Raw genomic sequence first — 26,171 nt, 5'->3', positions numbered from 1 at the left:
TCTCTGTCATCGCGGGAAAAGCCGTTTCTTATTAGCATCGCGGCTTTGAACACAGAGAACCACCAAGATTATGCAGTTGCCGCAATTAGTCAATATGTTTGGCGCGGATCTCCAGCGCCGCTATGGCGAAAAGATTCATAAACTCACGCTGCACGGCGGATTCAGCTGCCCAAATCGCGACGGCACGCTGGGGCGTGGCGGCTGCACGTTTTGCAATGTGGCCTCGTTCGCCGATGAGGCGATGCAGCGGCAAAGCATCGCCGAACAGCTGGTTCACCAGGCCGCGCGGGTCGACCGGGCGCGGCGCTATCTGGCCTATTTCCAGGCCTATACCAGCACTTATGCGGAAGTAGAGCTGCTGGCGTCGATGTATCGGCAGGCATTGGCGCAGAGCGAGATGGTCGGCCTGTGCGTCGGCACCCGGCCGGACTGCGTGCCGCCCGCCGCGTTGGATTTGCTGACGGGGTATCGCGAACAGGGTTACGAAGTGTGGCTGGAGTTGGGGTTGCAGACGGCGCACGATAAAACGCTCAAGCGCATCAACCGCGGCCATGACTTCCGCTGTTATCAGCAGACCGCGCAATTGGCCAGGCAGCGCGGGCTGAAAGTGTGCTGCCATCTGATCGTCGGGCTGCCGGGAGAAACCCAGCGCGATCATCTGCTCACGCTGCAGCGGGTGGCGGAGTGCGGCGTGGACGGCATCAAGCTGCATCCGCTGCACGTCGTCACCGGCAGCACCCTGGCGCGGGCGTGGCGCACCGGGCGTTTGCCCGAACTGGCGCTGGAGGAGTACGCCGCCAGTGCCGGGGAGATGATCCGCCACACGCCGGGCGAGGTGGTGTATCACCGCATTTCCGCCAGCGCCCGCCGGCCCACATTGTTGGCGCCGCTGTGGTGCGAAAACCGCTGGAACGGCATGCAGGCGGTCGGCGCTTATCTGCAGCAATACGGCGGGCAGGGCAGCGCGCTGGATGAAAAGTGGCGCTACCGCCCTGGAATGCCGCTCTGAAGTGCAATCTTTGCCACACTTCGGCGTTTGCCGCCTTATCTCACCGCTGTTTTACGGTATGATTCAAAAGATTGTGTCTGATGGGAGCCGCTATGAAGCAAATCCGGGTGTTGGCCCAGTATTACGTCGATTTAATGGTGAAACTGGGGTTGGTGCGCTTCTCGCTGCTGCTGGCCTCGGCGCTGGTGGTGCTGGCGATGGTGGTGCAGATGGCGGTGACCATGCTGCTGCGCGGCGAAGTGGAAAGCATCGACGTGGTGCGTTCGATCTTCTTCGGTCTGTTGATCACCCCGTGGGCGGTCTACTTTCTCTCGGTGGTGGTGGAGCAGCTGGAGGAGTCGCGTCAGCGGTTGGCGCGGCTGGTGGACAAGCTGGAAGAGATGCGCCACCGCGATCTGGAGCTCAATCAGCAGCTTAAAGACAATATCAGTCAGCTGAACCAGGAGATCGCCGACCGTATCAAGGCGGAAGAAGAGCGTCTGCAGGTGATGGAAAAGCTGACGGAAGAAATGGAACAGCGCGAGCTGGCTCAGATTGAGCTGGGGCAGCAATCGGCGCTGCTGCGTTCCTTCCTCGACGCCTCGCCGGACCTGGTCTACTACCGCAACGAAGACAAGGAATTCTCCGGCTGCAACCGCGCGATGGAGTTGCTGACCGGCAAGAGCGAGAAACAGCTGATCGGCCTGACGCCGTTCGACGTCTACGGCCAAGAGATCGCCGAGAAGGTGATCGAAACCGACGAAAAAGTGTTCCGCCACAACGTCTCGCTGACCTACGAACAGTGGCTGGTGTATCCCGACGGCCGCAAGGCCTGTTTCGAACTACGCAAGGTGCCGTTTTACGACCGGGTGGGCAAACGCCACGGGCTGATGGGCTTCGGCCGCGATATTACCGAGCGTAAGCGCTACCAGGACGCGCTGGAGAACGCCAGCAGGGAGAAGACCACCTTTATCTCAACGATCAGCCACGAGCTGCGCACGCCGCTTAACGGCATCGTCGGCCTCAGCCGCATTTTGCTCGATACCGAACTGAACGACGAGCAGCTGAAATACCTGAAGACCATTCACGTCAGCGCCATCACCCTTGGCAATATCTTCAACGACATTATCGAAATGGATAAGCTCGAGCGGCGCAAGGTGCAGCTCGACAACCAGCCGGTGGACTTCACCGGTTTCCTGGCGGATCTGGAGAACCTCTCCGGCCTGTTGGCGCAGCCGAAAGGGCTGCAGTTCATCATGGAGCCGCAGGCGCCGCTGCCGCAGCAGATCGTGACCGACGGCACGCGCCTGCGGCAGATCTTGTGGAACCTGATCGGCAACGCGGTGAAATTCACCCAGCAGGGGCAAATCGTGGTGCGCGTGCGGCGCGAGGCGCAGGAGAAGCTGGTGTTCGAGGTGGAAGACTCGGGCATGGGCATCCCGCAGGACGAGCAGGACAAGATCTTCGCCATGTATTACCAGGTGAAAGATCAGCGCGGCGGCCGCCCGGCCACCGGCACCGGCATCGGGCTGGCGGTGTCCAAGCGGCTGGCGCAAAGCATGGGCGGCGACATCACCGTGCGCAGCGAACAGGGGCACGGTTCTTGCTTCACCCTGACTATCAAGGCGCCGGCGGTGCAGGAAGCCGTCAGCGCGGCACCGGAGGAAGAGGAGCTGCCGTTGCCGGCGCTGCATATCCTGCTGGTGGAGGATATCGAGCTGAACGTGATCGTGGCGCGCTCGGTACTGGAGAAGCTGGGCAACAGCGTCGAGGTGGCGATGAACGGCCACGACGCGCTGGCGATGTTCGATCCGGATGAGTTCGATCTGGTGCTGCTGGATATCCAGCTGCCGGACATGACCGGGCTGGATATTGCTCGGGTGCTGCGCGAGCGCTACGCCGGGCAGGCGCTGCCGCCGCTGGTGGCGCTGACGGCCAACGTGCTGAAAGACAAAAAAGAGTATCTCGAGGCGGGCATGGACGATGTGCTGAGTAAGCCGCTGTCGGTGCCGGCGTTGACCAAGGTCATCAAACATTACTGGGATCATCAACCTTCTCACACTTCAAAGAAAACGGAGCACAAGGCGATGCAGATTAATGAGTCGTTACTCGATACCGCGATGCTGGAACAGTACATGGATTTGGTCGGCCCGCAGCTGATCCACCAAAGCCTGGAGATGTTCGAGCAGATGATGCCGGGCTATTTGGCGGTGCTGGATTCCAATATGACGGCGCGCGATCAGAAAGGCATCACCGAGGAAGGGCACAAGATCAAGGGGGCCGCCGGCTCGGTCGGTCTGCGTCACCTGCAACAACTGGCACAACAGATTCAAACGCCGACGCTGCCGGCCTGGTGGGATAACGTACAGGACTGGGTGGATGAGCTGAAACAAGAGTGGCGCAACGACGTGCAGGTACTGCGGGTTTGGGTAGAGAACGCTGAAAAAAAATGACCCCGACCTAAGCCGGGGTGCGCGAATATTGCGCCAACACCAGGGAAATTGTGAACCTGCGTATTGGTTTCAGTGTTCTGGTCGAGCAGGTTGTAGCGAATTCCTAAACATCATACAGCCAACAACATAGCAAATGTAAGCGCTCTTGTTAGAAGATTCATTAAAATGTGTGATGTAGATTAGTGTTTGTCAACTCCGAGCACGAACCAGTTGACAGCAGCGATAGGAGTAAGAGTGATGAAAAAGGTGGGTGTAGTCCTCAGCGGCAGCGGCGTTTATGACGGTACGGAGATCCATGAAGCGGTGTTGACGCTGCTGGCGTTGGACCGCGCCGGCGCGCAGGCGGTGTGCTTTGCGCCTGATAAACCACAACGCCATGTTATTAATCACTTATCTGGCGAAGAGATGGCGGAGTCGCGCAATGTCCTGATCGAATCGGCGCGCATTGCCCGCGGCGCGGTGCAGCCGTTGTCGCAGGCGGACGCCGCGCAGCTGGATGCGCTGATCGTGCCCGGCGGCTTCGGCGCCGCCAAGAACCTCAGCAATTTCGCCGAAGCCGGCGCGGAATGCTGGGTCGATGAAGATTTGGCGCGCCTGACGCGCCAGATGCATAAGGCCAACAAACCAATTGGCCTGATGTGCATCGCGCCGGCGCTGTTGCCGAAGCTGCTGGATCAACAAGCGCGGCTGACCATTGGCAACGATCCTGACCTGGGGGAAGTGATCGACGCCATGGGCGGCGAACCGGTGATTTGCCCGGTAGACGACATCGTGGTGGACAGCGAACACAAGATCGTGACCACGCCGGCCTATATGCTGGCGCCGTCGATCGCGCAGGCGGCCGCCGGCATCGATAAACTGGTGGTGCGGGTGCTGGAACTGGCTGAATGAGAAAATCGGTCGGCGGATGGCGGCTGCATCCGTGGTATTGGCTGAAGCGCGGCGTCATCGCGATTCTCGGCCTGTGGGTATTGGGTATCGTGGCCTTCGCCTTCCTGCCGGTGCCGTTTTCCGCCGTGATGGCGGAGCGGCAGATCAGCGCCTGGCTGAGCGGCGACTTCAGCTATGTTGCCCACTCGGACTGGGTGTCGATGGACGACATCTCGCCGCAAATGGCGCTGGCGGTGATGGCGGCGGAGGATCAGAAGTTTCCCGATCACTGGGGCTTTGATGTAGCGGCGATCGAAAAGGCGCTCAGCCACAACGAGAAACGCCCGACGCGTATTCGCGGCGCGTCCACGCTGTCGCAGCAAACCGCCAAGAACCTGTTTCTGTGGGATGGCCGCAGCTGGCTGCGCAAAGGGCTGGAGGCCGGGCTGACGTCGGGCATCGAGTTGGTGTGGACCAAGCGGCGCATTCTGACGGTGTATTTGAACATCGTGGAGTTCGGCGACGGGGTGTTCGGCGTGGAAGCGGCTTCACAGCGTTTCTTCCATAAGCCGGCCAAACGGCTGACAGCGGCCGAGGCGGCGCTGCTGGCGGCAGTATTGCCGAATCCGCACCGCTTCCTGGCCGATGCGCCATCCGGCTATGTGGTGCAGCGTCAACAGTGGATCATGCGCCAGATGCGGCAGTTGGGTGGGGAAGGTTTCCTGAAAGAGAACAAGCTGGATTAACCAAGCGATACCCTGCTTTCGGGCAAGGTATCTCTCTCTTCGGTGGTTAATGTCGCATCAGGGCTTATCGCTGATAAATGCCGTTAAATCCGCGTGCATCTTTTTAAGCGATAGTTCATCCACGTACGGCATATGCCCGGTGTCATACCAATAGAAACGGATATTGTCGCGTAATTTGGGCGACACGGGCAGATGGCTCATCTCATATTTGGCGACGAAGTAAGGGGTGGCCAGATCGTAAACCCCGCCAATCACCATCACTCTCATTGCCGGGGTCATTTTCATCACCCGCGACAGGCTCGGCAACACGTTAAATGATCTGTCCCGGCTGTTGCTGGACATGTTCCAGTCATAGACCTCATCGGAAAATGCGCGATAGTTTTGGTCGGCGCTAAAATGCAGCGTTTTGCCAAGATAATCGTGGAATTGCGCGACGTAGGCGGAAGTAATTGCACTGACGCTGGGATCGTAGTTGGACGTTTCAGCGATATTATCCAGCGACGGCCCACGATAGCGGGTATCGATTCTGCCAATGGTCTCGTCCTGACTGCGCAACAGTTGCTTGGCGAAGACCGGCCCACTCATGCGCAAATTGGCCTTGAGCCAATAATCGGCCGGAATGCCGGTAAATTGGTAAAGCTGCTCGGCGAGCGTTTGGCGATCTTTTTCAGGCAGATTGGCACCTTGCAGCAAGGCTTGGGCATAAGTCCCCAGCGCAAACTGCTCGGCCTGGTCTAACAGGGTTTTCAGGCTCTGGTGTTTGCCCGGCAGCCGCTGGTGGTACCATGCGCTGGCTGCGTAGGTTGGTAGTGCCAGATAGTAAGGTTGATCGACGCCGGGGTTTTGATTGGGATCGTCGATGTTATTGTCGTAGTTCAGAAACTGCGACATCAGGATAATACCGTTAAGATCGATATTCTGATTTTTTAGCGTCTCGGCCAATACCACCGAGCGGGTAGTGCCGTAGCTTTCACCCAATAAATATTTAGGTGAGTTCCAGCGTTGGTAATGCGTTAAAAACTGAACGATAAATTGAGAAAAAGCCTGAGCATCACCGTTGACGCCATACACGTTGCTGGCACTGTGTGATTTTTGCTGCGCTCTCTCCGGCTGGCTGGCGGCACTGCTGGAAAAGCGGCTGTAACCCGTTCCGGGGGCATCGATAAACACCAGATCGCTGACGTTGAGCAGGCTGTATTGGTTGTCGGTTAGTTGGTAAGGCGCCAGCTGTGTTTTCTCTGGCTGAGTAGCGATAACCCGTTTAGGCCCCAGCGCTCCCATATGCAGCCAAAGCGAGGCGGAGCCCGGCCCGCCGTTGTAGATAAAGGTAATCGGCCTGCTCTCGTTCTCATTCTTTTTGAAATACGCAACATAGAACATGCTGGTCACGGGATCTTCCGGATCATCTTTACTCAATTCCAGCACCCCGGTTTGCGCCTGATAATTGATTTTTACCTGGTCGACCGTGATCGCGCCTTCAGTAGCAACGGTTTGATCGGCCATCGGGGCCGGGTCATGTTCGGCGCGGGGCGCATCCTGTGTGGGATTGGCGGCGGAAACTCCGGCGGTGAATAAAGAAACGGCACTGGGAAAACCGATTAAAATTCTGTCCATTTGAATTTTATCCGTAATGAAGTGAGAGATTACTTTAAACGCGGCTCATTAAACTAGGGTAAACAGTGGGGAGCGTACAGAAAGTAGGCAAGGGGAAGGCCCCTTGCCTGAAGGATCATTTCACGAAGGTAAAGGCGGTGGTGACGTGTTTCACGCCGCTCACCTGGCTGGCGATCTGCGCCGCCGACTGCCCTTCCTGCTGCGTGACCAGGCCCAGCAAGAACACTTCGCCGTTTTCGGTAGTGACCTTCACGTTGGACGATTTTACCGTATCGCTGGTCAACAGCTGCGAACGCACCTTGGTGGTGATCCAGGTGTCGGAGGACGCGGTGCTCAGGCTGACCGGCGTGCCCTGACGGATTTCGTTATACACTTCAGTGGTGCCTTCCACGCCCATGGCGATCTGCTTGGCGCGCGCGGTGAGATCGGCGTTAGGCGACTGGCCGGTCAACAGCACTTTGCCCTGATAGGCGGTGGCGACCACCCGGGCTTCTTTCTTCAACTGCTGGTCTTTGCTCAGGGCGCTTTCGACCCTGGCTTCCAGCGTGCCGTCATCCACCTGGGTACCCACGCTGCGCGGGTCGGTGGCGGTTTTGGTGGCGACTGCCGCACTGCCGACGACGACGCCGGCGATACAGCCTTGCAACAGCAGGGCGCTGGACAGCACTGCAAATGTGGCTTTTAGCTTCATCTCAGTTCCTTAATCGTCCTGGTGGGGGAATAACGTATTGTCTATCAGGTCGCACAGGCAGTTTACGGTAAGCATGTGCATTTCCTGAATGCGCGAGCTGCGGTGCGACGGGATGCGGATCTCGACATCCTGCTGGCCGAGCAACCCGGCCAGTTCGCCACCGTCATAGCCGGTGAGCGCCACGATGGTCATATCGCGCGTCACGGCCGCCTCGACCGCTTTCACAATATCACGGCTGTTGCCGCGAGTGGAAATCGCCAGCAGTACGTCGCCGGTGTGCCCGAGCGCGCGCACCTGCTTGGCGTACACCTCGTCGTGCAGCCGATCGTTGCTGATCGCCGTCAGCACCACGTTGTCGGCGTTGAGGGCGATGGCCGGCAGGCTGGGGCGCTCGGTTTCAAAACGGTTGATCATGCTGGCGGCGAAGTGTTGCGCGTTGGCCGCCGAGGTGCCGTTGCCGCAGCACAGGATTTTGTTGCCGTTGAGTAAGGATTGAACCAGCGTCATCGCAGCACGGGAAATGGCGTCAGGCAACGCTTCCGCCGCCGCGATCTGGGTTTGGATGCTTTCGGTAAAACAGACTTTAATTCTATCCAGCACGTTGTATTAATCCACTAAGTCAAAGGGCCGGTCTGCGCCGCAAAACCCCGATTAATCCGCATTGAAGGCGTTGGGTATCCATTCTAACTGGCTACCGGTAATGGCCAAAACATCAAAACGGCAAGATGATGTGTCAAAACTGGCTCCGCGCCCCGCCAGCCAGACGGCGGCGGCGTGCAGCAGCCGCTGCTGTTTGCGAGCGGTGACGCTGGCGGCCGCGCTGCCGAAGGCGTCGTTGCGGCGGTAGCGCACTTCGACGAACACCCAGGTAGCGCCGTCGCGCATGATGAGGTCGAGCTCACCGCCGCGCACCGCGACGTTGGCGGCGCAGAAGGTGAGCCCGGCGTGTTCCAGATGACGGCGGGCCAGTAACTCATAGCCCGCCCCTGAGGCGCGTGGGTTCAAGAGACCGGAACGACCGTGCCCTGACGGTATTGCAGCCAAGGCAGTTTGCGGTTGATCACGCAGTTCGGCGACGCGCTCAACGTACCGGTGGTGCCGGAAACCTGGAAGCCCGGCAGCTGGCGCATTTCAGCAAAGTGGTTGGCCAATGTCCAGGCATCCATCCCCATCGCATACAGGCGCACCAGCGAGTAGTCGTTGCGGAAACGCGCGCTGGCCTGCTGCAACAGCTGAGGGTTTGAGCCCGCCAGCAGCGGGATATCGCTGAACTGCAGGCCTTCCATTTCCAGCCGGAAGTCCGGGCCGGCGCCGGCCTGGTAGCTGCGCGAGCTGGCGTACATCGCCGGTTTGCCGCGCGAGCTGGTGGCCATGTCGATCATCGGTTTAATCAGCGTCAGCTGAGACTGAGTGGCGACGATATACACCGCGTCGACGCCGCCGCCGGTAGCGGCGGGTACGTCGCTCGGCGGCGCCGGAATGGTCAGCCCGGCGATGGTTACGCTCTGCGGCGCCGGGGCGCTCGACATCGGCGTGCCGGTCATGCGGATGCCGCCGCTATTCACCATCTGGCGCAGTTCACCGGCGGAGCCGATGTCCTGGCGCAGCACGGTTTGCCCGCCTTGCTTCTGCCATTCCTGGTTGAAGGCCTTGGCGACGCGATCGCCGAAGGCGCCGCGCGGTACCAGCAGCAACGGTTGACGCTTCTGCTGTTCCCAGATGTGGCGAGCGGCGTCGCGCGCTTCATCTTCAGGCGACAGGGCGAAGTAGCAGATATTCAGGCTGTCCTTCGGCGTTTCCGGCTGGTTGAGCGCCAGCACGTTCAGCGTGGTGGTGCTGGAAGACAGCTGATCGACGTTTTCTTTCAGCAGCGGCCCGACCACCAGGGTGGCGCCGTCCTGCTGCGCCTGGCTCAGCAAGGCGGCCAGCGGCTGGCTGGAGGTGTCGTACACTTTAACCTGCGCGTTGGCGGCCTGCAGCGGCGTTACCGGCGCGCTGGACGGCGCAGTGGGTTGCGCGGCGGTCACGGCGGGCTGGCTCGCTTGCGCCGAAGGGCTGACCGCGCCGTTGGCGTTGATGTCGCCCGTGGCGGCCTGATCGGCCGGCGCCGTTGGGGCCGCTGCGCTGGCCGGTTGCGCGGCTTGAGGCTGCGGAGCCGGCGCGGAACCGCCGTTTTTCGCCGCTTCGAAGCCTTGTTGGATGGCGTCGGCGAACACTTTCGCTTGGCCGTTTAACGGCAGCAACAGGGCGATTTTCGAGGTGGAGGCCTGGGTGAAGTTCAGCGCCTGATTCAGGCGCGCCGGCAGCGTTTTGGCCGCCGGGTTCTTCGGATAACGGTTCTGCCAGTCTTTGATACCGGCCTTCAGCAGATCGGGATCCTGCTTGTTGTCCTGATAGACGCGCAGCAGATCCAGCCAGCCTTGCAGCACGTTCTCGTCGGCGTTGATCACCAGGCTGTTCATCTCCTGCGGCGACAGCTGCAGCAGCGCTTGCCAAGTCTGATCCAGGTTTTCCTGGTGCGGTTTGCCGGTCAGCAACGGCTCCTGAGCGATATAGGCACGGATCAATGGCAGCGACGCTTTGCCTTGATTGGCGGCGATCTGCGCCTGGTAGTAGCGCACCTTCTGATTAGGCGACAGCGAACCGCTGTCCAGGTGGCCCAGCGTGCTGCGGGCGCTGACGTAGCTTTTGTTGGCGATCTGCAGTTCGGCGGTCAGCAATTGGCGTTCCGTCTGCTGCGCGCCGCTGAGGTTTTTCGGCAGCTGATTCAACTGGTCGCCGGCCTGCGGCAGTTTTCCTTCACGCAGCAAGGCGCGAATAGCAAGTAATTGCCAGTCAGCCTTGTTATCATCGCTGCTTTGCTGCAACTGCTGCAGGTAGTAATCGGAGCTGGCGCTCGCTTCGTCCTGTATATTGGCGGGCGGCGTTTGCGGGGCCCGACTTGGACAGCCTGCCAGGAAAAGGGCGGCCGCGATGACTGCGGTAAGTCGGACTGGCTTGGAACGCCCTGCTTTGGTACGAACGAATGTTGAGGAAAGCATACTGTATCCAGTGATGTTTTTTTCAAGATGCTCAATATTAAATCGGCAACCCGGATGAAACAATGAATCAACACCAACAATCAGTCATTTCTGCATCAACGCTGTATGTGGTGCCCACCCCAATCGGCAATCTGGGCGATATCACCCACCGTGCGTTAGAGGTACTGAAAAGCGTTGATCTGATCGCGGCGGAAGACACGCGCCATACCGGATTGCTGCTGCAACACTTCGCGATCAACGCGCGGCTGTTCGCGCTGCACGACCACAACGAACAGCAAAAGGCCGATCAGCTGCTGGCGAAACTGCAGGAAGGCCAGAGCATCGCGCTGGTGTCCGACGCCGGCACGCCGCTGATCAACGATCCCGGTTATCACCTGGTGCGCCGCTGCCGCGAGGCCGGCATTCGCGTGGTGCCGTTGCCGGGCGCCTGCGCCGCCACCACCGCGCTGTGTGCCGCGGGCGTCGCTTCCGACCGTTTCTGCTACGAAGGCTTCCTGCCGGCGAAAACCAAGGGGCGCAAGGATACGCTGATGGCGCTGGCGGAGGAACCGCGCACGCTGATTTTTTACGAATCCACCCACCGCCTGCTGGAAAGCCTGCAGGACATGGTCACCGTCTGGGGCCCGCAGCGTTATGTGGTACTGGCGCGCGAGCTGACCAAAACCTGGGAATCTATCTATGGCGCGCCGGTAGGCGAGTTGCTGGCCTGGGTGCAGGAAGATGAAGTGCGTCGCCGCGGCGAAATGGTGCTGATCGTCGAAGGCCATAAGGCGCAGGAAGATGCGCTGCCGTTGGAGGCGCTGCGCACGCTGGCGCTGCTGCAAAAAGAGTTGCCGCTGAAAAAGGCGGCGGCGCTGGCGGCGGAAATCCACGGCGTGAAGAAAAATGCGCTGTATAAGCACGCGCTGGAGCAACAACAGCCGTAAAGCGGTTGACCTGCCGTCGCCGCGACGCTACTATCCGCGCCGGAGTTGACCAGACAGTCGCCGCTTCATTGCCGTCCTCTTCGGGGAGACAGATGGAGGGGAGGAAAGTCCGGGCTCCATAGGGCAGGGTGCCAGGTAACGCCTGGGAGGCGCAAGCCTACGACTAGTGCAACAGAGAGCAAACCGCCGATGGCCCGCGCAAGCGGGATCAGGTAAGGGTGAAAGGGTGCGGTAAGAGCGCACCGCGCGGCTGGCAACAGTTCGTGGCACGGTAAACTCCACCCGGAGCAAGGCCAAATAGGGGTTCACATGGTACGGCCCGTACTGAACCCGGGTAGGCTGCTTGAGCCAGTGAGCGATTGCTGGCCTAGAGGAATGACTGTCCACGACAGAACCCGGCTTACCGGTCAACTCCCTCGACAAAAGAAAACCCCGCGCAACGTCAGTTGCGCGGGGTTTTTTCGTTTTCCGGCCGCTTATACCGGCAGATCGATCAGCAGCGCGCGCAGCGGCGTTTCGGCGCGGATCGTCAGGCGATTCTCCTCGCGCACGAAGGCGCCGTCGCCGCAGGTCAGGCGCTGCGCTTCGTGGCGCTCGCCGGTGGCGGCGATGGTGCCGTGAATCGACTGCAAATAGGCGCGCGGCCCGTTGATAGCCAGCGTTTGCTGTTCGCCCGGCTGCAGATCGAGATGGTGGATCCAGACCTGCTGGCGCAGCTGCAGGCTGCCCTGCGCGCCGTCCGGCGAGGCCAGCAGCAGGTTGCCTGCCGCCGGCAGCGTCAGGCGCTGCACCCGCTCGTTGTTGCGTTCCGGGCAGGCGTCCAGCCACAGCTGCATGCGGGTCAGCGGCGTGTCGCTGCTGACGTTCTGTTCGCTGTAGCTCAGGCCTGGCTGAGTGGCTAACAGCAGCGCTTCACCGGCTTTGGCGCGCACCGTGTTGCCGTCGCTGTCGCGGTATTCCGCCTCGCCCTGCAGGATCAGGTTCAGGATATCCACGCTGGGATAGGTGCGCGGCTGGAACGACGCGCCCGGTGCCAGCACCTCCTGATTCAGCACCCGCAGCGACGCGTAGCCCATCAGTTTGGGATCGAAGTAGTGACCAAAGGAAAAGGTGTAGCGAGCCTGCAGCCAACCAAAGTCAGCTTGCCCGCATTGTTGTGCTGTTCTGCATGTAATCATGGCAATCGGCTCTCTAAATTCATTATCCAAATGGTAAGCATCTGGACGTCGGATTGTTAGCCAGTTAATCTGGTCGGCATATTCAAATTTCCTGACAGAGGGATGCGATGGCCAGAGATCGGGCGCTCACGCTTGAGGCGTTGAGAGTAATGGACGCGATCGACCGGCGCGGCAGTTTCGCCGCGGCCGCCGACGAATTGGGCCGGGTGCCGTCGGCGCTCAGCTACACCATGCAAAAATTGGAAGAAGAATTGGATGTGGTGCTGTTCGACCGTTCGGGCCACCGCACCAAGTTCACTAACGTGGGGCGCATGTTGCTGGAGCGCGGTCGGGTGTTGCTGGAAGCGGCCGACAAGCTGACCACCGACGCCGAAGCGCTGGCGCGCGGTTGGGAAACCCACCTGACCATCGTCAGCGAAGCGCTGTCGCCGCCGAGCCTGCTGTTTCCGCTGGTCGACAAGCTGGCGCTGAAGGCCAACACCCAGGTGTCGATTTTCACCGAGGTGCTGGCGGGCGCCTGGGAGCGGCTGGAGCAGGGGCGCGCCGACATCGTGATCGCGCCGGACATGCATTTTCGCGCTTCATCGGAGATCAACACCCGCAAACTGTATAAGGTGATGAGCGTCTACGTCGCCGCGCCGGATCACCCGATCCACCTGGAGCCGGAGCCGTTGTCCGAAGTGACCCGCGTGAAGTACCGCGGCATTGCGGTGGCGGATACCGCCCGCGAGCGCCCGGTGTTGACCGTACAGCTGCTGGATAAGCAGCAGCGCTTGACGGTGAGCACCATCGAAGACAAACGCCTGGCGCTGCTGGCTGGGTTGGGGGTGGCGACCATGCCGTATCCGATGGTGGAGAAAGATATCGAAGCCGGGCGGCTGCGCGTGGTGGGGCCGGAATACAGCCGCGAAGCCGAGATCATCATGGCCTGGCGGCGCGACAGCATGGGGGAGGCGAAAGCCTGGTTCCTGCGCGAAATTCCGCGCCTGTTCGCGCAGCGCTAACGCCGGTCAGACGAGATCCCCTTGCCGGGTGGCGAGGGGATTTTTTGGCCTTAGCCGAAGCGCCGGTCGCGGCCGTGCGGCGCGTCCAGATCCTGCGCCGGCCCGATGGAAATGATGCCGTGCGGGTTGATGGTGGCGTGGCTGCGGTAGTAGTGGTTGCGAATGTGCGGCAGGCTGACCGTCTCGGCAATGCCCGGCATCTGGTAGATGTCGCGCAGGAAACCGTATAGGTTCAGGTAGTCACTGATGCGGTGCTTGTCGCACTTGAAGTGGGTGACGTACACCGGATCGAAACGCACCAGCGTGGTCCACAGACGCAGGTCGGCTTCGGTCAGCCGATCGCCGGTCAGGTAGCGGTGCTGCCCCAGGATCTGCTCCAGGCGCTCCAGCGCGTTGAATACCCCGTTGACCGCTTCGTCGTAAGCTTCCTGGCTGGTGGCGAAACCGGCCTTATACACGCCGTTGTTCACCTGATCGTAAATCCAACCGTTCAACTCATCGATCTTGCCGCGCAGCTCGGCCGGGTAGTAATCGCCCGCGCGGGCCCCCACGCCGTCAAACGCGCTGTTGAACATGCGGATGATGTCGGCGGATTCGTTGCTGACGATGGTTTGCTGCTGTTTATCCCACAGCACCGGCACGGTCACACGCCCGCTGTAGTGCGGATCGGCACGCAGGTAGATCTGGTACAGGAAGTCGGCGTGATACAGCGGATCGCCGGTGGTTTCTGGAAAATCCTGACCGAAGGTCCAGCCGTTTTCCAACATCAGCGGGTGCACCACCGAGACCGGAATGATCTGTTCCAGCCCTTTCAGTTTGCGCATCAGCAGGGTGCGGTGTGCCCAAGGGCAGGCGAGAGAAACGTACAGGTGATAACGGCCCGCTTCGGCCTTGAAGCCGCCTACGCCGTGTTCGCCCGGCTGACCGTCGGCGGTCACCCAATTGCGAAACTGAGCGGTTGAACGTTTGAAACGGCCGCCGGTAGATTGGGTGTCATACCAGATGTCTTGCCAAACGCCATCGACAAGTTGTCCCATGGGCATCTCCTTGGTGTCCGAGTGAAAAGCGACAGGGCCCGGTATGCCGGGCCCTGAATGACAGTTTAGATTACCATTTCTTGTTCAGCAGACGGTCGATGCTGAAGCCGCCTGGGCCGGCAACCGCCAGTACGAGGAAACCGCCGGCGATGGTCAGGTTCTTCATGAACATCAGCTGGTTTACGCCTTCCGCAAAGTTGCTATGGAACAGCAGCGCGGTCAGGATGGTGAAACCGGCGGTGAACAGCGCCACGGTGCGGGTCAGGAAACCGAACAGGACCGCCAGACCGCCGCCAAATTCCAGCAGGATGGTCAGCGGCAGCAAGAAGCCAGGCACGCCCATCGATTGCATGTACTGTTGGGTACCGGCATAGGCGTCACCCATTTTGCCGTAGCCTGCCACGATAAACAGGATTGGCATCAGAATACGTGCAACCAGCAAACCTGTATCTTCTAATTTTTTCATCATCTACTCCAAAGTGTTTTTGTGTGCCTGTTCGGCGGTAGTCATGTCAACGGGCGGTATATCGGGGCTCTCACCCTGTCCGGCCCATATCGTATCGATGGAGTGAATGTTAAGCGGGAAGTGCTCAGGTTGTTAGCAAGTAAAACTGTCGTATTTTTTCAAAAAATCTGAATCTTTAGCGTGCTAATAAAATCCCCCTTGTCAGCAGGTTGCTTGGCCCCGGGATCAGAAGTGTGGTTTTAGAGGAGGAAATGAGGGCGGATCAACAGGATGTTTGAAGAAAAGTTGCAGCGGCTTATTTGGCGGAGAAGGTCTTTTTAAACAGGCGGATAGCGCTCCAGGCGCCGAAGGCGCGGCGCGACCAGCGTATCACTTTGCTGGGGTGGCGGATGCCGTACAGCGCCATGATGCTGGAACCGAGCACCAGATAACGCCGCAGGCCGAACACCGTCTGCCAACCGCGATCGATGCGTTCGGTCTTGTCCAGCCACAGGGACTTGTGTTCGGCCAGATCCAGACGCTGTTGCTGGATCTGCCGAATCAGCCTCTCTTTTTTCCATTCCAGGTAGCGGCGGCGGTTCATGGCTCCCGCTCCAGTTCGGCGCGGTCGAGCTCCAGCTGCTTGCGCGTGGCGCCCAGCAGCGTGCTGCGGCGGGCTTTGGCCAATGTCCAAAGGGTGCCGACCACGGCCAGGAACAGCAACACGCCGGTCGTCACGCCCAGCGCCACCAGCCGGTAGACCGGATCGATGGCCCAGAAGATCAGGATCAGCAGGCTCATCAAACCGAAGGCGGTGAACAGCAGCGTCATACCGGCCATGATCAGCAGCTGAATGAGGTTGGCTTTCTCCTCTTCCAGCTCGACCACCGCCAGCCGGACACGGGTTTCCACCATGCCGACCAAGATCGTGATGATGCGCTGGCCGATATCCAGGACCCCTTTGGCGGGGCCCTGCGCACGCGCTTGCGGTTGTTCAGCCATGATTAGCGACGCGCGAGCAGCACGCCCAACACCACGCCGACTGCTGCGCCGATGCCGATGCCGGTCCACGGGTTTTCGCGCACGTACTCGTCGGCTTGGCCGGCGATTTGCTTGGTTTGCGACGCCAGCTTGTCACCGGCATCGCTCAGGCGAGCGCGGGTCTCTTTCAGCGCGCCTTCCGCTTTCGAGCGCAGCTTCTCCAGCTCGGCTTTCGGCTTATCGGTGGAGGAGTTCAGCACTTCCTCCAGCGTATCGGCTAAGGACTTCAGTTCAGCGCGTAAGTTCTCTGCATTTGAATCATGTGCCATGTGATTATTCCTTAACGTTGATGACGACAGACTTTCAACATAGCGGATTTTTTCGCCGGAGCAAAGGGATGATGGCTAGCAGATAACACCAGGCATCAATTCCAGATGCTTAATAAATCCCGTGTTATGGGGCTCTCGTCGATAAATCCGCTGGTGTAAAAAATTATTCCGCCTGGGCGCGTTTTAGCTCAGCCTGCGCTTCCGCCAGCTTTTGCTGCTTCTTGGCGATCTTGTCCAGTTTGCCGGTTTGCTGTGTTTCTTTCAGTTCCAGCCGGCGCTCGTCGACCTTGCGTTGTTTCTCTTCGATATTTTTCTGGCGCTCGGCCTGCAGGCCGGCTTCGGTGCAGTGGGTCTGCACTTCGCTCAGCGCTTTTTTCAGCCCGTCTACGCGATGGGTATTGCCGTGCTGGGTAGCGTAGTCGATTTGCTGCTGGATGCTTTGCGCTTTGGCGGCGCAACCGCCCTCTGCGGCCGACGACAACATCGGCAATGCGCAAAACGGCAGCAGCAGTAACAGTGAATGGCGTAATTTCATCTTTCCGTTCCTTTTCATGGGATGCACTGGCGTGCATCCGCTTTCCTGGCTGCCGGAGACGGCAGCGCGACAGAAGGGCGCTTACGGCCGGCTGACGCTAACCTTGAGCATAGTCACGAAACCGGCGCGCCTCCAAGAATCAGCCGCAACTCGCCGCTGATAGGTCGATTTTTGAGCTATTCGATGTGGGTGAAAACGAAAACTACGGCAATGAAAGGAAACCCCTTCATATGAAGGGGATTATCCCAGATTGAGTGGGGAACGCGCAAATTCGCGTACCCAATGAGACGGCACAGGGGATTCGCTCAACGCGATGTGGTAACCGGGCGGCAGGATGGTTTGCAACGCTTCGCGCGCCAGCAGCTGCTGCTCCGGCGAATCCAGGCGGATGACCAGGCCATCGCCTTCTGGCGTGATGCTTTTGATGCGGATGCCACGCTCATCCAGGCGCTGATAGACGTAAAAACCGTCGGGCAGCGACAAGCCTTGCTGGCTGGCGCGGATGCGCAGCTCGCTTTCGGTGCGCACCATGCAGGGCACCAACAGCGTCGCCAGCGCCAGCAGGGCGAGCGCGATCATCAGGACGTATTGCCAGCGCGGGCGCTTTGCTGTCACGCCCCTTTCCCCGGATTCTGGCGGTCGGTGCGCTTTTTGCGCCACAGCACGATCAGCGAGCCGACCAGACCGACCACCAGCAACACCAGCGGCAGCATCATCAGACAGAACATCAGCTGATCTTCGTATTTGCGGAACACCGGGGTTTTACCCAGCGCGAAGCCCAGGGTGGTGAGGATCAACACCCACAGCAGCCCGCTCATCCAGTTGAAGAATTGGAAGCGCGCGTTGCTCAGGCCGGACAAGCCGGCGATGGTCGGCAGCAGGGTGCGGACGAAGGCCAGGAAGCGGCCGACCAGCAGGGCGGAAAGCCCGTGGCGGTGGAACAGGTTGTGAGCGCGCTGATGGTAGTGGGCCGGCAGGTGCGACAGCCAGCCTTGCACCGTACGCGTATTGCCGAGCCATCGGCCCTGTATGTAACTGACCCAGCATCCCAGGCTGGCGGCGACGGTCAGGATCACGATGGTCAGCGGGAAGCCCATCGTGCCTTTGGCGATCAGCACACCGACCAGGATCAGCAGGCTGTCGCCCGGCAAAAAGGCGGCCGGCAGCAGGCCGTTTTCCAAAAACAGGATCATGAACAGCAGGATGTAGAGTGTCCACACCAACGAAGGGTTCGCCAGCGTCTCAAAATCCTGCTGCCACAGGGCATGTATCAGTTCTTTAATGATGTCCATCCGGTGTTCCTAAAACGTCATTGTTTATTTTTATCTCAGCGGCGGAGCGGGCGTGGGCTGAAAGCGCGCGGCGGTCCAGAATGCTGATAACGATGAAACGGCGTTGCTTTAAGGTTTCTAAGCGGTGCGACACCGGTCATAGGTGATAAGTCAGCGTGCCACGGTACTGCATGTTACTGTCTTTCCAGCTGTCTTGCCGACTCTGTTGCCTGGAGGCGTCGAGCATCCAGTCGACCTGGGCAAGCCGGTTGGGGGCCGGTGCGTCCTGGCGGGGAAGGCGAATTCGGTAACCCGGCTCTGCGACCAGGGCATATACCGGTGCCAACTGCGCGGAAGCGAGCAGCGAACCGGGAAAAGAGTGCGCTCTGGGCAGCAGCAACGGCAATTTGCCGGGTGCTTTACGGCGCGCTTCGGCCGGCGCCCGATACACGTGATCATAGGGGGAAAGAACCGGATCCGCCAGCAGCGGCAGGCTGCTCAGCGCGCTGGGGGTAGACTTGGGTGACGCCACGCATAGCTGTTGGCCGGAGACCGAACCGGTCCAGCAGAAAAGAGCAATCAGCATGGCAAACAACCAGCGCATTTATTCGCGTTCCGCCCCGCAGCAATGGGTAAAAAAGTGGGCTAACTCTACCAAAATAGCACGATTGGCAACAGGGAAATCTACGTTGCCGACGGTGAAATAGTACACGGCAAACGGCGGTTCCGGCATCGATTCAGCGGATTTTACATTACCTGACATAAGCCGACGGTTTTTGACCTCCGTGGCTATTTTGGCTTGTGGCTCGCACCGTCCAGATGCTCTACCAGGGTTCCTGGCGAACCGGTAACGATCGGCGCCGCCGCTGAACAGCCTCTGTTTGCTGTGCGCCAGGTGCTGTCGCATCGCCAGTTTGGCGGCGCAAGGCGCCTTGCACATCGATGTATTGAGGGGCTGATCGTGATTGTAAAAGCGGGCGGATGTTGCAAGACGGACAAAAAAAGGCGCTCACGGGAGCGCCTTTTTATGGAGCGAACAGCGATTAACGCACTTTCAACGGATCTTCGTTCGCCAGCCGTTGGTCTTCCGCCTGGCAGGCCGCAGCGGTGAACAGCACGTCGGTGGAGGAGTTGAGGGCGGTTTCCGCCGAATCCTGCAGCACGCCGATGATAAAGCCCACCGCCACCACCTGCATCGCCACGTCGTTCGGGATGCCGAACATGTTGCACGCCAGCGGGATCAGCAGCAGCGAGCCGCCGGCCACGCCGGAGGCGCCGCAGGCGCACAGCGCCGCCACCACGCTCAGCAGCAGGGCGGTCGGGACGTCTACCGCGATGCCCAGCGTGTTTACCGCCGCCAGCGTCAGCACGGTGATGGTGATCGCCGCGCCGGCCATGTTGATGGTGGCACCCAGCGGGATGGAAACCGAGTAGGTGTCCTCATTCAGGTTCAGCTTCTTGCACAGCTCCATGTTCACCGGAATATTGGCGGCCGAGCTGCGGGTGAAGAAGGCGGTCACGCCGCTTTCGCGCAGGCAGGCGAACACCAGCGGATACGGGTTGCGGCGGATCTTCCAGTACACGATCAACGGGTTGAGCACCAGCGCCACCAGCAGCATGCAGCCGAGCAGCACCATCAGCAGCTGGGCGTAGCCCCACAGCACGCCGAAGCCGGTCTCCGCCAGCGTGGAAGCCACCAGGCCGAAGATGCCGAGCGGCGCACAGCGGATCACCGCGCGCACCACCAGCGTGACCGCATGGGACATGTCGTTGATCAGCCCCTTGGTGGTCTCGGAAGCGTGACGCAGCGCCAGCCCCAGCCCGACGGCCCACGCCAGAATGCCGATGTAGTTGGCGTTAATCAGTGCATGGAATGGGTTGGCCACTACGCTCATCAGCAGGCCTTTCATCACCTCCACGATGCCGCCCGGTGGGGTAATGTCCGTCGCGCCGGTGGTCAGTGCCAGCGTAGACGGGAAGATAAAGCTGACGACGACCGCCACCAGCGCGGCGGCGAAGGTGCCCAGCAGGTAGAGGAACAGGATCGGGCGAATATTGGTCTTCTGCCCTTGTTTATGGTTGGCGATCGAGGCCATCACCAGAATCAGCACCAGCAGCGGCGCCACCGCTTTCAGCGCGCCGACGAACAGGGTGCCGAGCAGGCCAACCGCCGCCGCGGCTGCCGGCGAGATCAGCGCCACCAGAATGCCGGCCACCAGGCCGACCATGATTTGTTTGACCAGGCTACCCTGCGTGATCTTTTGTAGTAGTTTTTGCATAGTGCTTTCTTCCTGATGTTATCTGGCCGCCGCGGCGGGAACGACACCGGGTAGCTTTGTATGATTCTGTAACTAAGTGTGTTTGCCGGATCAGTATTCAGCAATCGAATGATGTTGGAAAGAGGCGAGGGTGAAATTCTGAGCGCGGATCAACACTTGATAACATACTGGTTACATTTGTGTGATCGCAATAACGTTTGGCGTTTTGCGGGAATTGCCAAACAATCACGGGGCGACTAGCGCCCCGGATAACAGATTGTGGTTATTTCTTCGCCAGGCGATCATTGCGGCGATTGACCCAGGCGTTGATCAGCAAGGTGAGCGTCAGGATGCCCGCCACCACGCCGAGCGACACGCCGATCGGGATGTGGAAAAAGTCGATAATCAGCATCTTGATGCCGATAAACACCAGGATCACCGACAGGCCGTATTTCAGCATCGAGAAACGCTCCGCCACATTGGCCAGCAGGAAGTACATGGCGCGCAGGCCCATGATGGCGAACAGGTTGGAGGTCAGGACGATGAACGGATCGGTTGTGACGGCGAAGATCGCCGGAATGCTGTCCACCGCGAAGATCACGTCGCTCAGCTCTACCAGGATCAGCACCAGCACCAGCGGGGTGGCGAACAGGATGCCGTTGCGGCGCACGAAGAAGCGCTCGCCTTCCAGGCTGTCGGTCATGCGCAGGCGGCTGCGCAACCATTTCACCAGCGGCTTGTCGCCGATCGCAGAGTCATCTTCCTTCGCCAGCGCCATTTTGATACCGGTGAACAGCAGGAAAGCGCCGAACAGATACAGCAGCCACTGGAACTGGCTCACCAACCAGCTGCCGGCGAAGATCATGATGGTACGCAGCACGATCGCCCCCAGTACGCCGTAAATCAGTACCCGCCGCTGCAGGTTGGCCGGCACGGCGAAGTAGCTGAACAGCATCAGCCAGACGAACACATTATCCACCGCCAACGCTTTTTCGATCAGGTAGCCGGTCAGGAAGGCCAGCGCCTGGGTATCGGCGACGGCGCGCCCGGCGGTTTCATTCAGGTAGTACCAGAAACCGAAGTTGAACAGCAGGGAGAGGCTGACCCACACCAGCGACCAGCTGGCGGCCTGCTTCAGGGTCATGGTTTGCGCGCCTTTGCGGCCCTGCAACAGGAGGTCGATTGCGAGCATCACGACTATGACGGCGGCGAAGCTGCCCCATAACCACGGTGTGCCAACGGTATTCATCATCAGAGATATCCTTCAAAAACAAAAACGGCCAACGTCGGAAGACGCCAGCCGCTCTGTGAACGCTGCAAGCAAACCTCGCCTTCCGGCAAGGTCTCACTTACAACGTTGATGAAGGTGGTTACACCTTTGACATCAGGTTGCCCGGTAACCGGATGCTTGCGCATCGTAATGACGATTGACCGGCAATGAAGTTACTCCCCTTTGCAGAGCAGAAAGTAATGCAAAATGTGTCGGCGGTCAATGTGAATCGCGTTAGCCGGCCAACGCTTTTTGCGCGCCGAGGCTGACGACGAATCCCTGCAGCAGCAGGCGGCTGAACGGCGTGTCGCTAACCTGTTGTTGTTTCTGCTGATAGAGGGTTTGTTGCTCGGGATGCAGCTCGCCGAGCCATTGCAGATATTGGCTCATCACCGCACCGTTGAATTCCGGGTGGAACTGGGTGGTCAGGGCATGATCGCCGTAGCGCAGGATCTGGTGCGCGTCCTGCTGCGAGCGTGCCAGTGTTTGCGCACCGGCGGGTGGCGTCAGCACACTCTGCGAGTGGATCAGATTGGCCTTGAAACGCGGCGGCAGCAGGGTGAGCCGCCGGTCTTCGGCCGCGGCGGGCAGCAGTTCTATCTCCAGCGTACCGACTTCCATGCCCTGCGGATGGTAGCCCACTTCGCCGCCGAGCGCGTAGGCCAACAGCTGGTGGCCATAGCAGACGCCGAACAGCGGCAGTTTGATCGCCATCGCCTGACGCAGCCATTCGGCGGCCTCCTCGCTCCACGGCAGCCGTTCTGTCACCATCGCCGGCGAGCCGGTAATGACCACGCCGCAATAAGCGGCCGGCGGCAACGGCCGCTCGCCGGCGGGCAGGTGCACGATGTGCACGCGTTCGGCGTCGATATTACCCTGTTGCAGGAACATCCCTTCAAAGTTGGCCAATTCCTGACGAATGGCCTGCGGCGCATCGCCGGTTTGCATCACGAGCAGCGGTTTCATCTCATTCTCCGTCGGCGGGGAAGACGACGCCGGTCTGGCGGCGGATGTCGGTCAGCAGGCGGGCGACGATCAGCGAGTTCTCCAGCCCCGAATGCTCCACCTGGCGCCTCTCCACCAACTCGGCGAACGCCAGCGCTTCATACAACATGGTGTTGATGTGCTGCGGCAGGCTCAGATCCTGCCGGTTGCCGCCGCGCGGCGTCAGCGCCACGCCCTGACACTCGGAAATCTTGTCGATAATCAGCGTGCCTTCCTCCCCCTGAATTTCACTGGGGATCGCTGAGTCACTGACCTTGGAATGGGAGAGCGTGACGTCGAAATCGCCGTAGTTCAGGCAGACGGTGCCGTGGGCGTCCACGCCGGTATCCAGCAGCGTGGCGCTGGCGAGCACCGACTGCGGCGCGCCGAACAGCGCCACCGCGCTGGCCAGGCAGTAGTAGCCGATATCCATGATCGAACCGTTGGAGAACTGCGGGTTAAACGTGTTGGGGTTCTCGCCGGCGAGGTAGCGCGGGTAGCGCGAAGAGTATTGGCAGTAGTTGATAAAGGCTTTGCGCAGCCGGCCGACTTGCGGCAACGCCTGCTGTAGCGCCAGGAAATTCGGCAGATAGGCGCTTTTGAACGCTTCGAACAGCACCACCTGATTTTCCCGCGCGCTGGCCACTAGCTGTTCCGCTTCGCGCTGGTTGGAGGCCAGCGGTTTCTCGCAGATCACGTGCTTTTTATGGCGCAGGAACAGCAGCGATTGCGGGCAGTGCAGGGCATTGGGGCTGGCGATATACACCGCGTCGATAGCGTCGGACTGGGCCATCGCCTCCAGCGAGTCGAAAAACTGCGTGACCTGATAGTTGGCGCCGAACGTCTGCGCCTGTTCCAGCGAGCGTGAATAGACGGCGCTCAGTTTGAGTTTGCCGCTTTCATGGGCGGCATCGATAAAACGTTCCGTAATCCAATTGGTGCCGACGACGGCAAAGCGAATCATGCGCGAGCTCCGGTCCGGGCCTAAAATCGCAGATTATCACGCCCTCACGCACTATGCATACAGCTCGCCGAACAGCGACAGGTGCGTCAGATACAGCCGGGTATCGAACTCCAACTGGTGGTAATCGGGCTCCATATGGCAGCACAGGCTGTAGAACGCCTTGTTGTGATCTTTCTCTTTCAGGTGCGCCAGCTCATGCACCACGATCATGCGCAGGAACGGCTCGGGCGCGACCTTGAACACCGTCGCCACGCGGATTTCCGCCTTGGCCTTCAACTTGCCGCCCTGCACGCGCGAGATGGCGGTGTGCAGGCCCAGCGCGTGCTTCATGACGTGGATCTTGCTGTCGTAGGCCACCTTGCTCAGCGGCTGGGCGTTGCGCAGATACTGGTTTTTCAGATCGACGGTAAACTGATACAGCGATTTGTCGGTGGTGCAGTCGTGCACCTGCGGGTAGCGCTGTAGCAGCACGTCGCCCAACCGGTTCTGGTGGATCAGTTGCTGCACCTGGCTTTGCAGATGCGTCGGGTAGCTTTGCAGGTAGGCGAGTTCGATGTCATGCATGAGTGATATTGCGCCTCAGTATTTCTTTGATTGGCCGCAGCCGCACGCGCTGTGCATTGGCCTGTCTGGCCTCCCAGCGATCGTGCGCCGCCTGCAGGTTCAGCCAAAAGTCGGTGGTCGTTTCGAACAGATCGGCAAACAGGTTGGCCTCGGCAACGCTCATGCGCCGATGCCCGTTGCACAGACGGTTGACGGTGGCGCGGGTGACGCCCAAAACCTTTGCCAGTTCCTCCTGGCCGATGCCCAACGGCGTTAGATACTCTTCCTGCAGCACTTCCCCCACAGTGGTGGGTTCGCGAGTCGTGGTTTCCAACATAGATTCCCCCTCGTTTAGGTATCTTGGTGAGGATCGAGGTAAATTTTTTCAGCGGCGTCATGCCGCCACTGGAACATCAGCCGCCAGTGCATATTGACGCGCAGACTTGACCATCCCTGAAACGGCCCGGACAGCCGCTTGTAATAGTTGCCCGTGGGGTGATGCAAATCACGCTCTTGCTGCGCGGCCGTCAACATATCGAGCTTTCTGGCCAACTGCCGTTCGAGCGCGCCGGGAATCAGCCGGCTGCGCTTGCCTTCCAGATAGAACTGCTCCAGATAGCGATCGCGGAAAGATTTAATCATGCTTTCCCCCTTCCATAGGGACTGACAGTGTAACATTTAAAGTTACACCTCGTCAGATTAAAAAAACGTCGAAATAGAGGCTCGGGAAGGGAAGGTTAATGTTGTTAAAGGGGAAAAGGGGCGCGGGTTTTCAGATACGCGGCGCAATACGCAATTTATCCGAAAAAACATTTTACTGACGGGCGTTTTTAGGGGATAAACAGCCCAAATTTTATCAGTCAGGAGGGGCAATGAGCCAACTCGATCTGGGAACACAGCAACTTGAGCTGGAGCGTTATCCCCAACAGGAAGAATCCACCCAGCTGCAGGCGTGGGAAGCGGCGGACGAATATTTGCTGCAACAGCTTGAAAACGTGGATATCGGCGGCCGTCCGGTGCTGATTTTCAACGACAACTTCGGCACCTTGGCCTGCGCGCTGCACGCGCATCGTCCTTACAGCGTCAGCGACTCATATATGAGCCAGCTGGCGACGCGTCACAATCTCAAGCTCAACGGTCTCGATCCCGAGCAGGTCACGCTGCTGGACAGCCTGGCCGAACTGCCGGCGGCGCCGGCGGTGGTGTTGATTCGCGTGCCTAAGGCGCTGGCGCTGCTGGAACAGCAGCTGCGCGCGCTGCGCCACGTCGTGACCGAAGACACGCTGATCGTCGCCGGCGCCAAGGCGCGCGACGTGCATACCTCGACGATGCAGCTGTTTGAAAAGGTACTGGGCCCGACGCGCACCAGCCTGGCGTGGAAAAAAGCGCGCCTGATCTTCTGCCAGGCGGCGGACATCGTCCCGCCGGCGGCAGCGGAAACCACCGATTGGACGCTGGACGGCACCGATTGGCTTATCCACAACCACGCCAACGTCTTCTCGCGCGGCAGCCTGGATATCGGCGCGCGCCTGTTCATGGAGCATCTGCCGCGTGGCCTGAACGGCCATATCGTCGATCTGGGCTGTGGCAACGGCGTGATTGGGCTGACGGCGCTGGCGCAAAACCCGGAAGCGCAGGTGACCTTCGTCGATGAATCTTACATGGCGGTGGCCTCCAGCGAACTGAACGTGGAGCACAACCTGCCGCAAGAACTGGATCGCTGCCAGTTTGAGGTGAACAATTCGCTGGCGGGCATCGAGCGTGAAAGCGTGCAGGCGGTGTTGTGTAACCCGCCGTTCCACCAGCAGCACGCGATCACCGATCACACCGCCTGGCAGATGTTCTGCGACGCCAAGCGCTGCCTGCAGGTGGGTGGCGAATTGCGCATCGTCGGCAACCGCCACCTCGACTATCACCAGAAGCTCAAGCGCCTGTTCGGCAACTGCACGCTGGTGGCCTCGAACAAGAAGTTCGTGATCCTCCGCGCGGTGAAATCCGGCGCGCGTCGCTGAGAGTGAATAACAAGGGGCGCCGGGCGCCCCT

29 protein-coding genes and 1 other RNA gene are annotated in these 26,171 nt (G+C 60.0%); 8 read left to right on the top strand and 22 right to left on the bottom strand.

Features of this window, described 5'->3' with window-relative positions; all coding sequences use genetic code 11:
* The first annotated feature begins 70 nt into the window (after nt 1–70).
* From BHU62_RS10745 to mtgA, 4 genes are all read left to right on the top strand, one after another.
* On the top strand, nt 71–1,009 hold the full coding sequence (locus BHU62_RS10745) for a TIGR01212 family radical SAM protein (RefSeq protein WP_073532009.1): 939 nt from the start codon (nt 71–73) through the stop codon (nt 1,007–1,009).
* A 92-nt stretch (nt 1,010–1,101) separates the two neighbouring features.
* Nucleotides 1,102–3,441 carry an aerobic respiration two-component sensor histidine kinase ArcB gene (arcB, locus tag BHU62_RS10740; RefSeq protein WP_073532008.1) on the top strand — a complete coding sequence of 780 codons (2,340 nt, stop codon included), beginning with the start codon at nt 1,102–1,104 and terminating at the stop codon, nt 3,439–3,441.
* Between the two features lie 237 nt (nt 3,442–3,678).
* Complete coding sequence (elbB, locus tag BHU62_RS10735; RefSeq protein ID WP_073532007.1) at nt 3,679–4,332, top strand: isoprenoid biosynthesis glyoxalase ElbB; 654 nt, start codon at nt 3,679–3,681, stop codon at nt 4,330–4,332.
* Nucleotides 4,329–5,057: a monofunctional biosynthetic peptidoglycan transglycosylase gene (mtgA, locus tag BHU62_RS10730; RefSeq protein WP_073532006.1), complete on the top strand. Its 729-nt coding sequence runs from the start codon at nt 4,329–4,331 to the stop codon at nt 5,055–5,057. Before elbB ends, mtgA begins: the two co-directional genes overlap by 4 nt.
* A 57-nt stretch (nt 5,058–5,114) precedes the next feature.
* Here the strand turns inward: mtgA and BHU62_RS10725 are convergent, their stop codons facing one another.
* The 5 genes from BHU62_RS10725 to BHU62_RS10705 all read right to left on the bottom strand — a co-directional run bounded on the left by BHU62_RS10725 (nt 5,115) and on the right by BHU62_RS10705 (nt 10,403).
* Nucleotides 5,115–6,671 (bottom strand): S10 family peptidase, encoded by a 1,557-nt coding sequence (locus BHU62_RS10725; protein ID WP_073532005.1) that lies wholly within the window; start codon nt 6,669–6,671, stop codon nt 5,115–5,117.
* Between the two features lie 115 nt (nt 6,672–6,786).
* Nucleotides 6,787–7,362 (bottom strand): division/outer membrane stress-associated lipid-binding lipoprotein, encoded by a 576-nt coding sequence (dolP, locus tag BHU62_RS10720; RefSeq protein WP_073532004.1) that lies wholly within the window; start codon nt 7,360–7,362, stop codon nt 6,787–6,789.
* A gap of 9 nt (nt 7,363–7,371) precedes the next feature.
* Complete coding sequence (gene diaA, locus BHU62_RS10715; protein WP_004937103.1) at nt 7,372–7,962, bottom strand: DnaA initiator-associating protein DiaA; 591 nt, start codon at nt 7,960–7,962, stop codon at nt 7,372–7,374.
* Between the two features lie 51 nt (nt 7,963–8,013).
* Nucleotides 8,014–8,367: a YraN family protein gene (locus BHU62_RS10710; RefSeq protein ID WP_088776049.1), complete on the bottom strand. Its 354-nt coding sequence runs from the start codon at nt 8,365–8,367 to the stop codon at nt 8,014–8,016.
* Nucleotides 8,364–10,403 (bottom strand): penicillin-binding protein activator, encoded by a 2,040-nt coding sequence (locus tag BHU62_RS10705; protein WP_073532002.1) that lies wholly within the window; start codon nt 10,401–10,403, stop codon nt 8,364–8,366. The genes BHU62_RS10710 and BHU62_RS10705 overlap by 4 nt, the downstream gene beginning before the upstream one ends.
* Nucleotides 10,404–10,465: 62 nt before the next feature.
* Between BHU62_RS10705 and rsmI the strand changes: the two genes are divergently transcribed.
* Nucleotides 10,466–11,329 (top strand): 16S rRNA (cytidine(1402)-2'-O)-methyltransferase, encoded by an 864-nt coding sequence (rsmI, locus tag BHU62_RS10700; RefSeq protein ID WP_073532001.1) that lies wholly within the window; start codon nt 10,466–10,468, stop codon nt 11,327–11,329.
* Nucleotides 11,330–11,370: 41 nt separating this feature from the next.
* An RNA gene (rnpB, locus tag BHU62_RS10695) (RNase P RNA component class A) lies at nt 11,371–11,748 on the top strand.
* A gap of 57 nt (nt 11,749–11,805) precedes the next feature.
* Here the strand turns inward: rnpB and BHU62_RS10690 are convergent.
* Complete coding sequence (locus BHU62_RS10690) at nt 11,806–12,507, bottom strand: pirin family protein (RefSeq protein ID WP_073532000.1); 702 nt, start codon at nt 12,505–12,507, stop codon at nt 11,806–11,808.
* A 107-nt stretch (nt 12,508–12,614) separates the two neighbouring features.
* Between BHU62_RS10690 and BHU62_RS10685 the strand changes: the two genes are divergently transcribed.
* Nucleotides 12,615–13,511, top strand: a complete 897-nt coding sequence (locus tag BHU62_RS10685) for a LysR family transcriptional regulator (RefSeq protein ID WP_073531999.1) — start codon at nt 12,615–12,617, stop codon at nt 13,509–13,511.
* Nucleotides 13,512–13,561: 50 nt separating this feature from the next.
* Here the strand turns inward: BHU62_RS10685 and BHU62_RS10680 are convergent, their stop codons facing one another.
* The 16 genes from BHU62_RS10680 to BHU62_RS10600 form a co-directional block, all read right to left on the bottom strand.
* Nucleotides 13,562–14,548: a glutathione S-transferase family protein gene (locus tag BHU62_RS10680; RefSeq protein WP_073531998.1), complete on the bottom strand. Its 987-nt coding sequence runs from the start codon at nt 14,546–14,548 to the stop codon at nt 13,562–13,564.
* 70 nt (nt 14,549–14,618) lie between these two features.
* Nucleotides 14,619–15,014 carry a DoxX family protein gene (locus BHU62_RS10675; RefSeq protein ID WP_073531997.1) on the bottom strand — a complete coding sequence of 132 codons (396 nt, stop codon included), beginning with the start codon at nt 15,012–15,014 and terminating at the stop codon, nt 14,619–14,621.
* Nucleotides 15,015–15,309: 295 nt separating this feature from the next.
* Nucleotides 15,310–15,597 (bottom strand): YqjK-like family protein, encoded by a 288-nt coding sequence (locus tag BHU62_RS10670; protein WP_073531996.1) that lies wholly within the window; start codon nt 15,595–15,597, stop codon nt 15,310–15,312.
* Nucleotides 15,594–15,995, bottom strand: a complete 402-nt coding sequence (locus BHU62_RS10665; protein ID WP_073531995.1) for a phage holin family protein — start codon at nt 15,993–15,995, stop codon at nt 15,594–15,596. Before BHU62_RS10665 ends, BHU62_RS10670 begins: the two co-directional genes overlap by 4 nt.
* Nucleotides 15,996–15,997: 2 nt before the next feature.
* A complete protein-coding gene (locus tag BHU62_RS10660) occupies nt 15,998–16,303 on the bottom strand; it encodes a DUF883 family protein (RefSeq protein WP_073531994.1) in 306 nt (101 codons plus the stop codon).
* Nucleotides 16,304–16,466: 163 nt separating this feature from the next.
* On the bottom strand, nt 16,467–16,838 hold the full coding sequence (locus BHU62_RS10655) for a DUF1090 domain-containing protein (RefSeq protein WP_073531993.1): 372 nt from the start codon (nt 16,836–16,838) through the stop codon (nt 16,467–16,469).
* A 240-nt stretch (nt 16,839–17,078) separates the two neighbouring features.
* A complete protein-coding gene (gene mzrA / locus BHU62_RS10650; protein WP_004937130.1) occupies nt 17,079–17,453 on the bottom strand; it encodes an EnvZ/OmpR regulon moderator MzrA in 375 nt (124 codons plus the stop codon).
* Nucleotides 17,450–18,130: a DedA family protein gene (locus BHU62_RS10645; RefSeq protein ID WP_073531992.1), complete on the bottom strand. Its 681-nt coding sequence runs from the start codon at nt 18,128–18,130 to the stop codon at nt 17,450–17,452. Before BHU62_RS10645 ends, mzrA begins: the two co-directional genes overlap by 4 nt.
* Nucleotides 18,131–18,266: 136 nt before the next feature.
* Nucleotides 18,267–18,713, bottom strand: coding sequence for a hypothetical protein (locus BHU62_RS10640; RefSeq protein WP_073531991.1), 447 nt, complete (start codon nt 18,711–18,713; stop codon nt 18,267–18,269).
* Nucleotides 18,714–19,152: 439 nt separating this feature from the next.
* Nucleotides 19,153–20,388, bottom strand: coding sequence for a serine/threonine transporter SstT (gene sstT / locus BHU62_RS10630; RefSeq protein WP_073531989.1), 1,236 nt, complete (start codon nt 20,386–20,388; stop codon nt 19,153–19,155).
* Between the two features lie 262 nt (nt 20,389–20,650).
* Nucleotides 20,651–21,619: a TerC family protein gene (locus BHU62_RS10625; RefSeq protein ID WP_073531988.1), complete on the bottom strand. Its 969-nt coding sequence runs from the start codon at nt 21,617–21,619 to the stop codon at nt 20,651–20,653.
* A 252-nt stretch (nt 21,620–21,871) separates the two neighbouring features.
* Nucleotides 21,872–22,603 (bottom strand): glutamine amidotransferase, encoded by a 732-nt coding sequence (locus tag BHU62_RS10620; RefSeq protein ID WP_073531987.1) that lies wholly within the window; start codon nt 22,601–22,603, stop codon nt 21,872–21,874.
* Between the two features lies 1 nt (nt 22,604).
* Nucleotides 22,605–23,585, bottom strand: coding sequence for a Gfo/Idh/MocA family protein (locus BHU62_RS10615; RefSeq protein ID WP_073531986.1), 981 nt, complete (start codon nt 23,583–23,585; stop codon nt 22,605–22,607).
* 51 nt (nt 23,586–23,636) lie between these two features.
* Nucleotides 23,637–24,149, bottom strand: coding sequence for a M48 family metallopeptidase (locus BHU62_RS10610; protein ID WP_073531985.1), 513 nt, complete (start codon nt 24,147–24,149; stop codon nt 23,637–23,639).
* Nucleotides 24,142–24,465, bottom strand: a complete 324-nt coding sequence (locus BHU62_RS10605) for a HigA family addiction module antitoxin (protein ID WP_073531984.1) — start codon at nt 24,463–24,465, stop codon at nt 24,142–24,144. The genes BHU62_RS10610 and BHU62_RS10605 overlap by 8 nt, the downstream gene beginning before the upstream one ends.
* 14 nt (nt 24,466–24,479) lie before the next feature.
* Nucleotides 24,480–24,770, bottom strand: a complete 291-nt coding sequence (locus BHU62_RS10600; RefSeq protein ID WP_073531983.1) for a type II toxin-antitoxin system RelE/ParE family toxin — start codon at nt 24,768–24,770, stop codon at nt 24,480–24,482.
* Nucleotides 24,771–25,000: 230 nt separating this feature from the next.
* Between BHU62_RS10600 and rlmG the strand changes: the two genes are divergently transcribed.
* Nucleotides 25,001–26,140: a 23S rRNA (guanine(1835)-N(2))-methyltransferase RlmG gene (gene rlmG / locus BHU62_RS10595; RefSeq protein ID WP_073531982.1), complete on the top strand. Its 1,140-nt coding sequence runs from the start codon at nt 25,001–25,003 to the stop codon at nt 26,138–26,140.
* Nucleotides 26,141–26,171 lie beyond the last annotated feature (31 nt).

The sequence above is a fragment of the Serratia marcescens genome (assembly GCF_001902635.1).
Taxonomy (GTDB): Bacteria; Pseudomonadota; Gammaproteobacteria; order Enterobacterales; family Enterobacteriaceae; genus Serratia; species Serratia marcescens_F.
The sequence above is the reverse complement of the archived record's forward strand: the minus strand, read 5'-3'. Positions and strand labels throughout refer to the sequence as shown.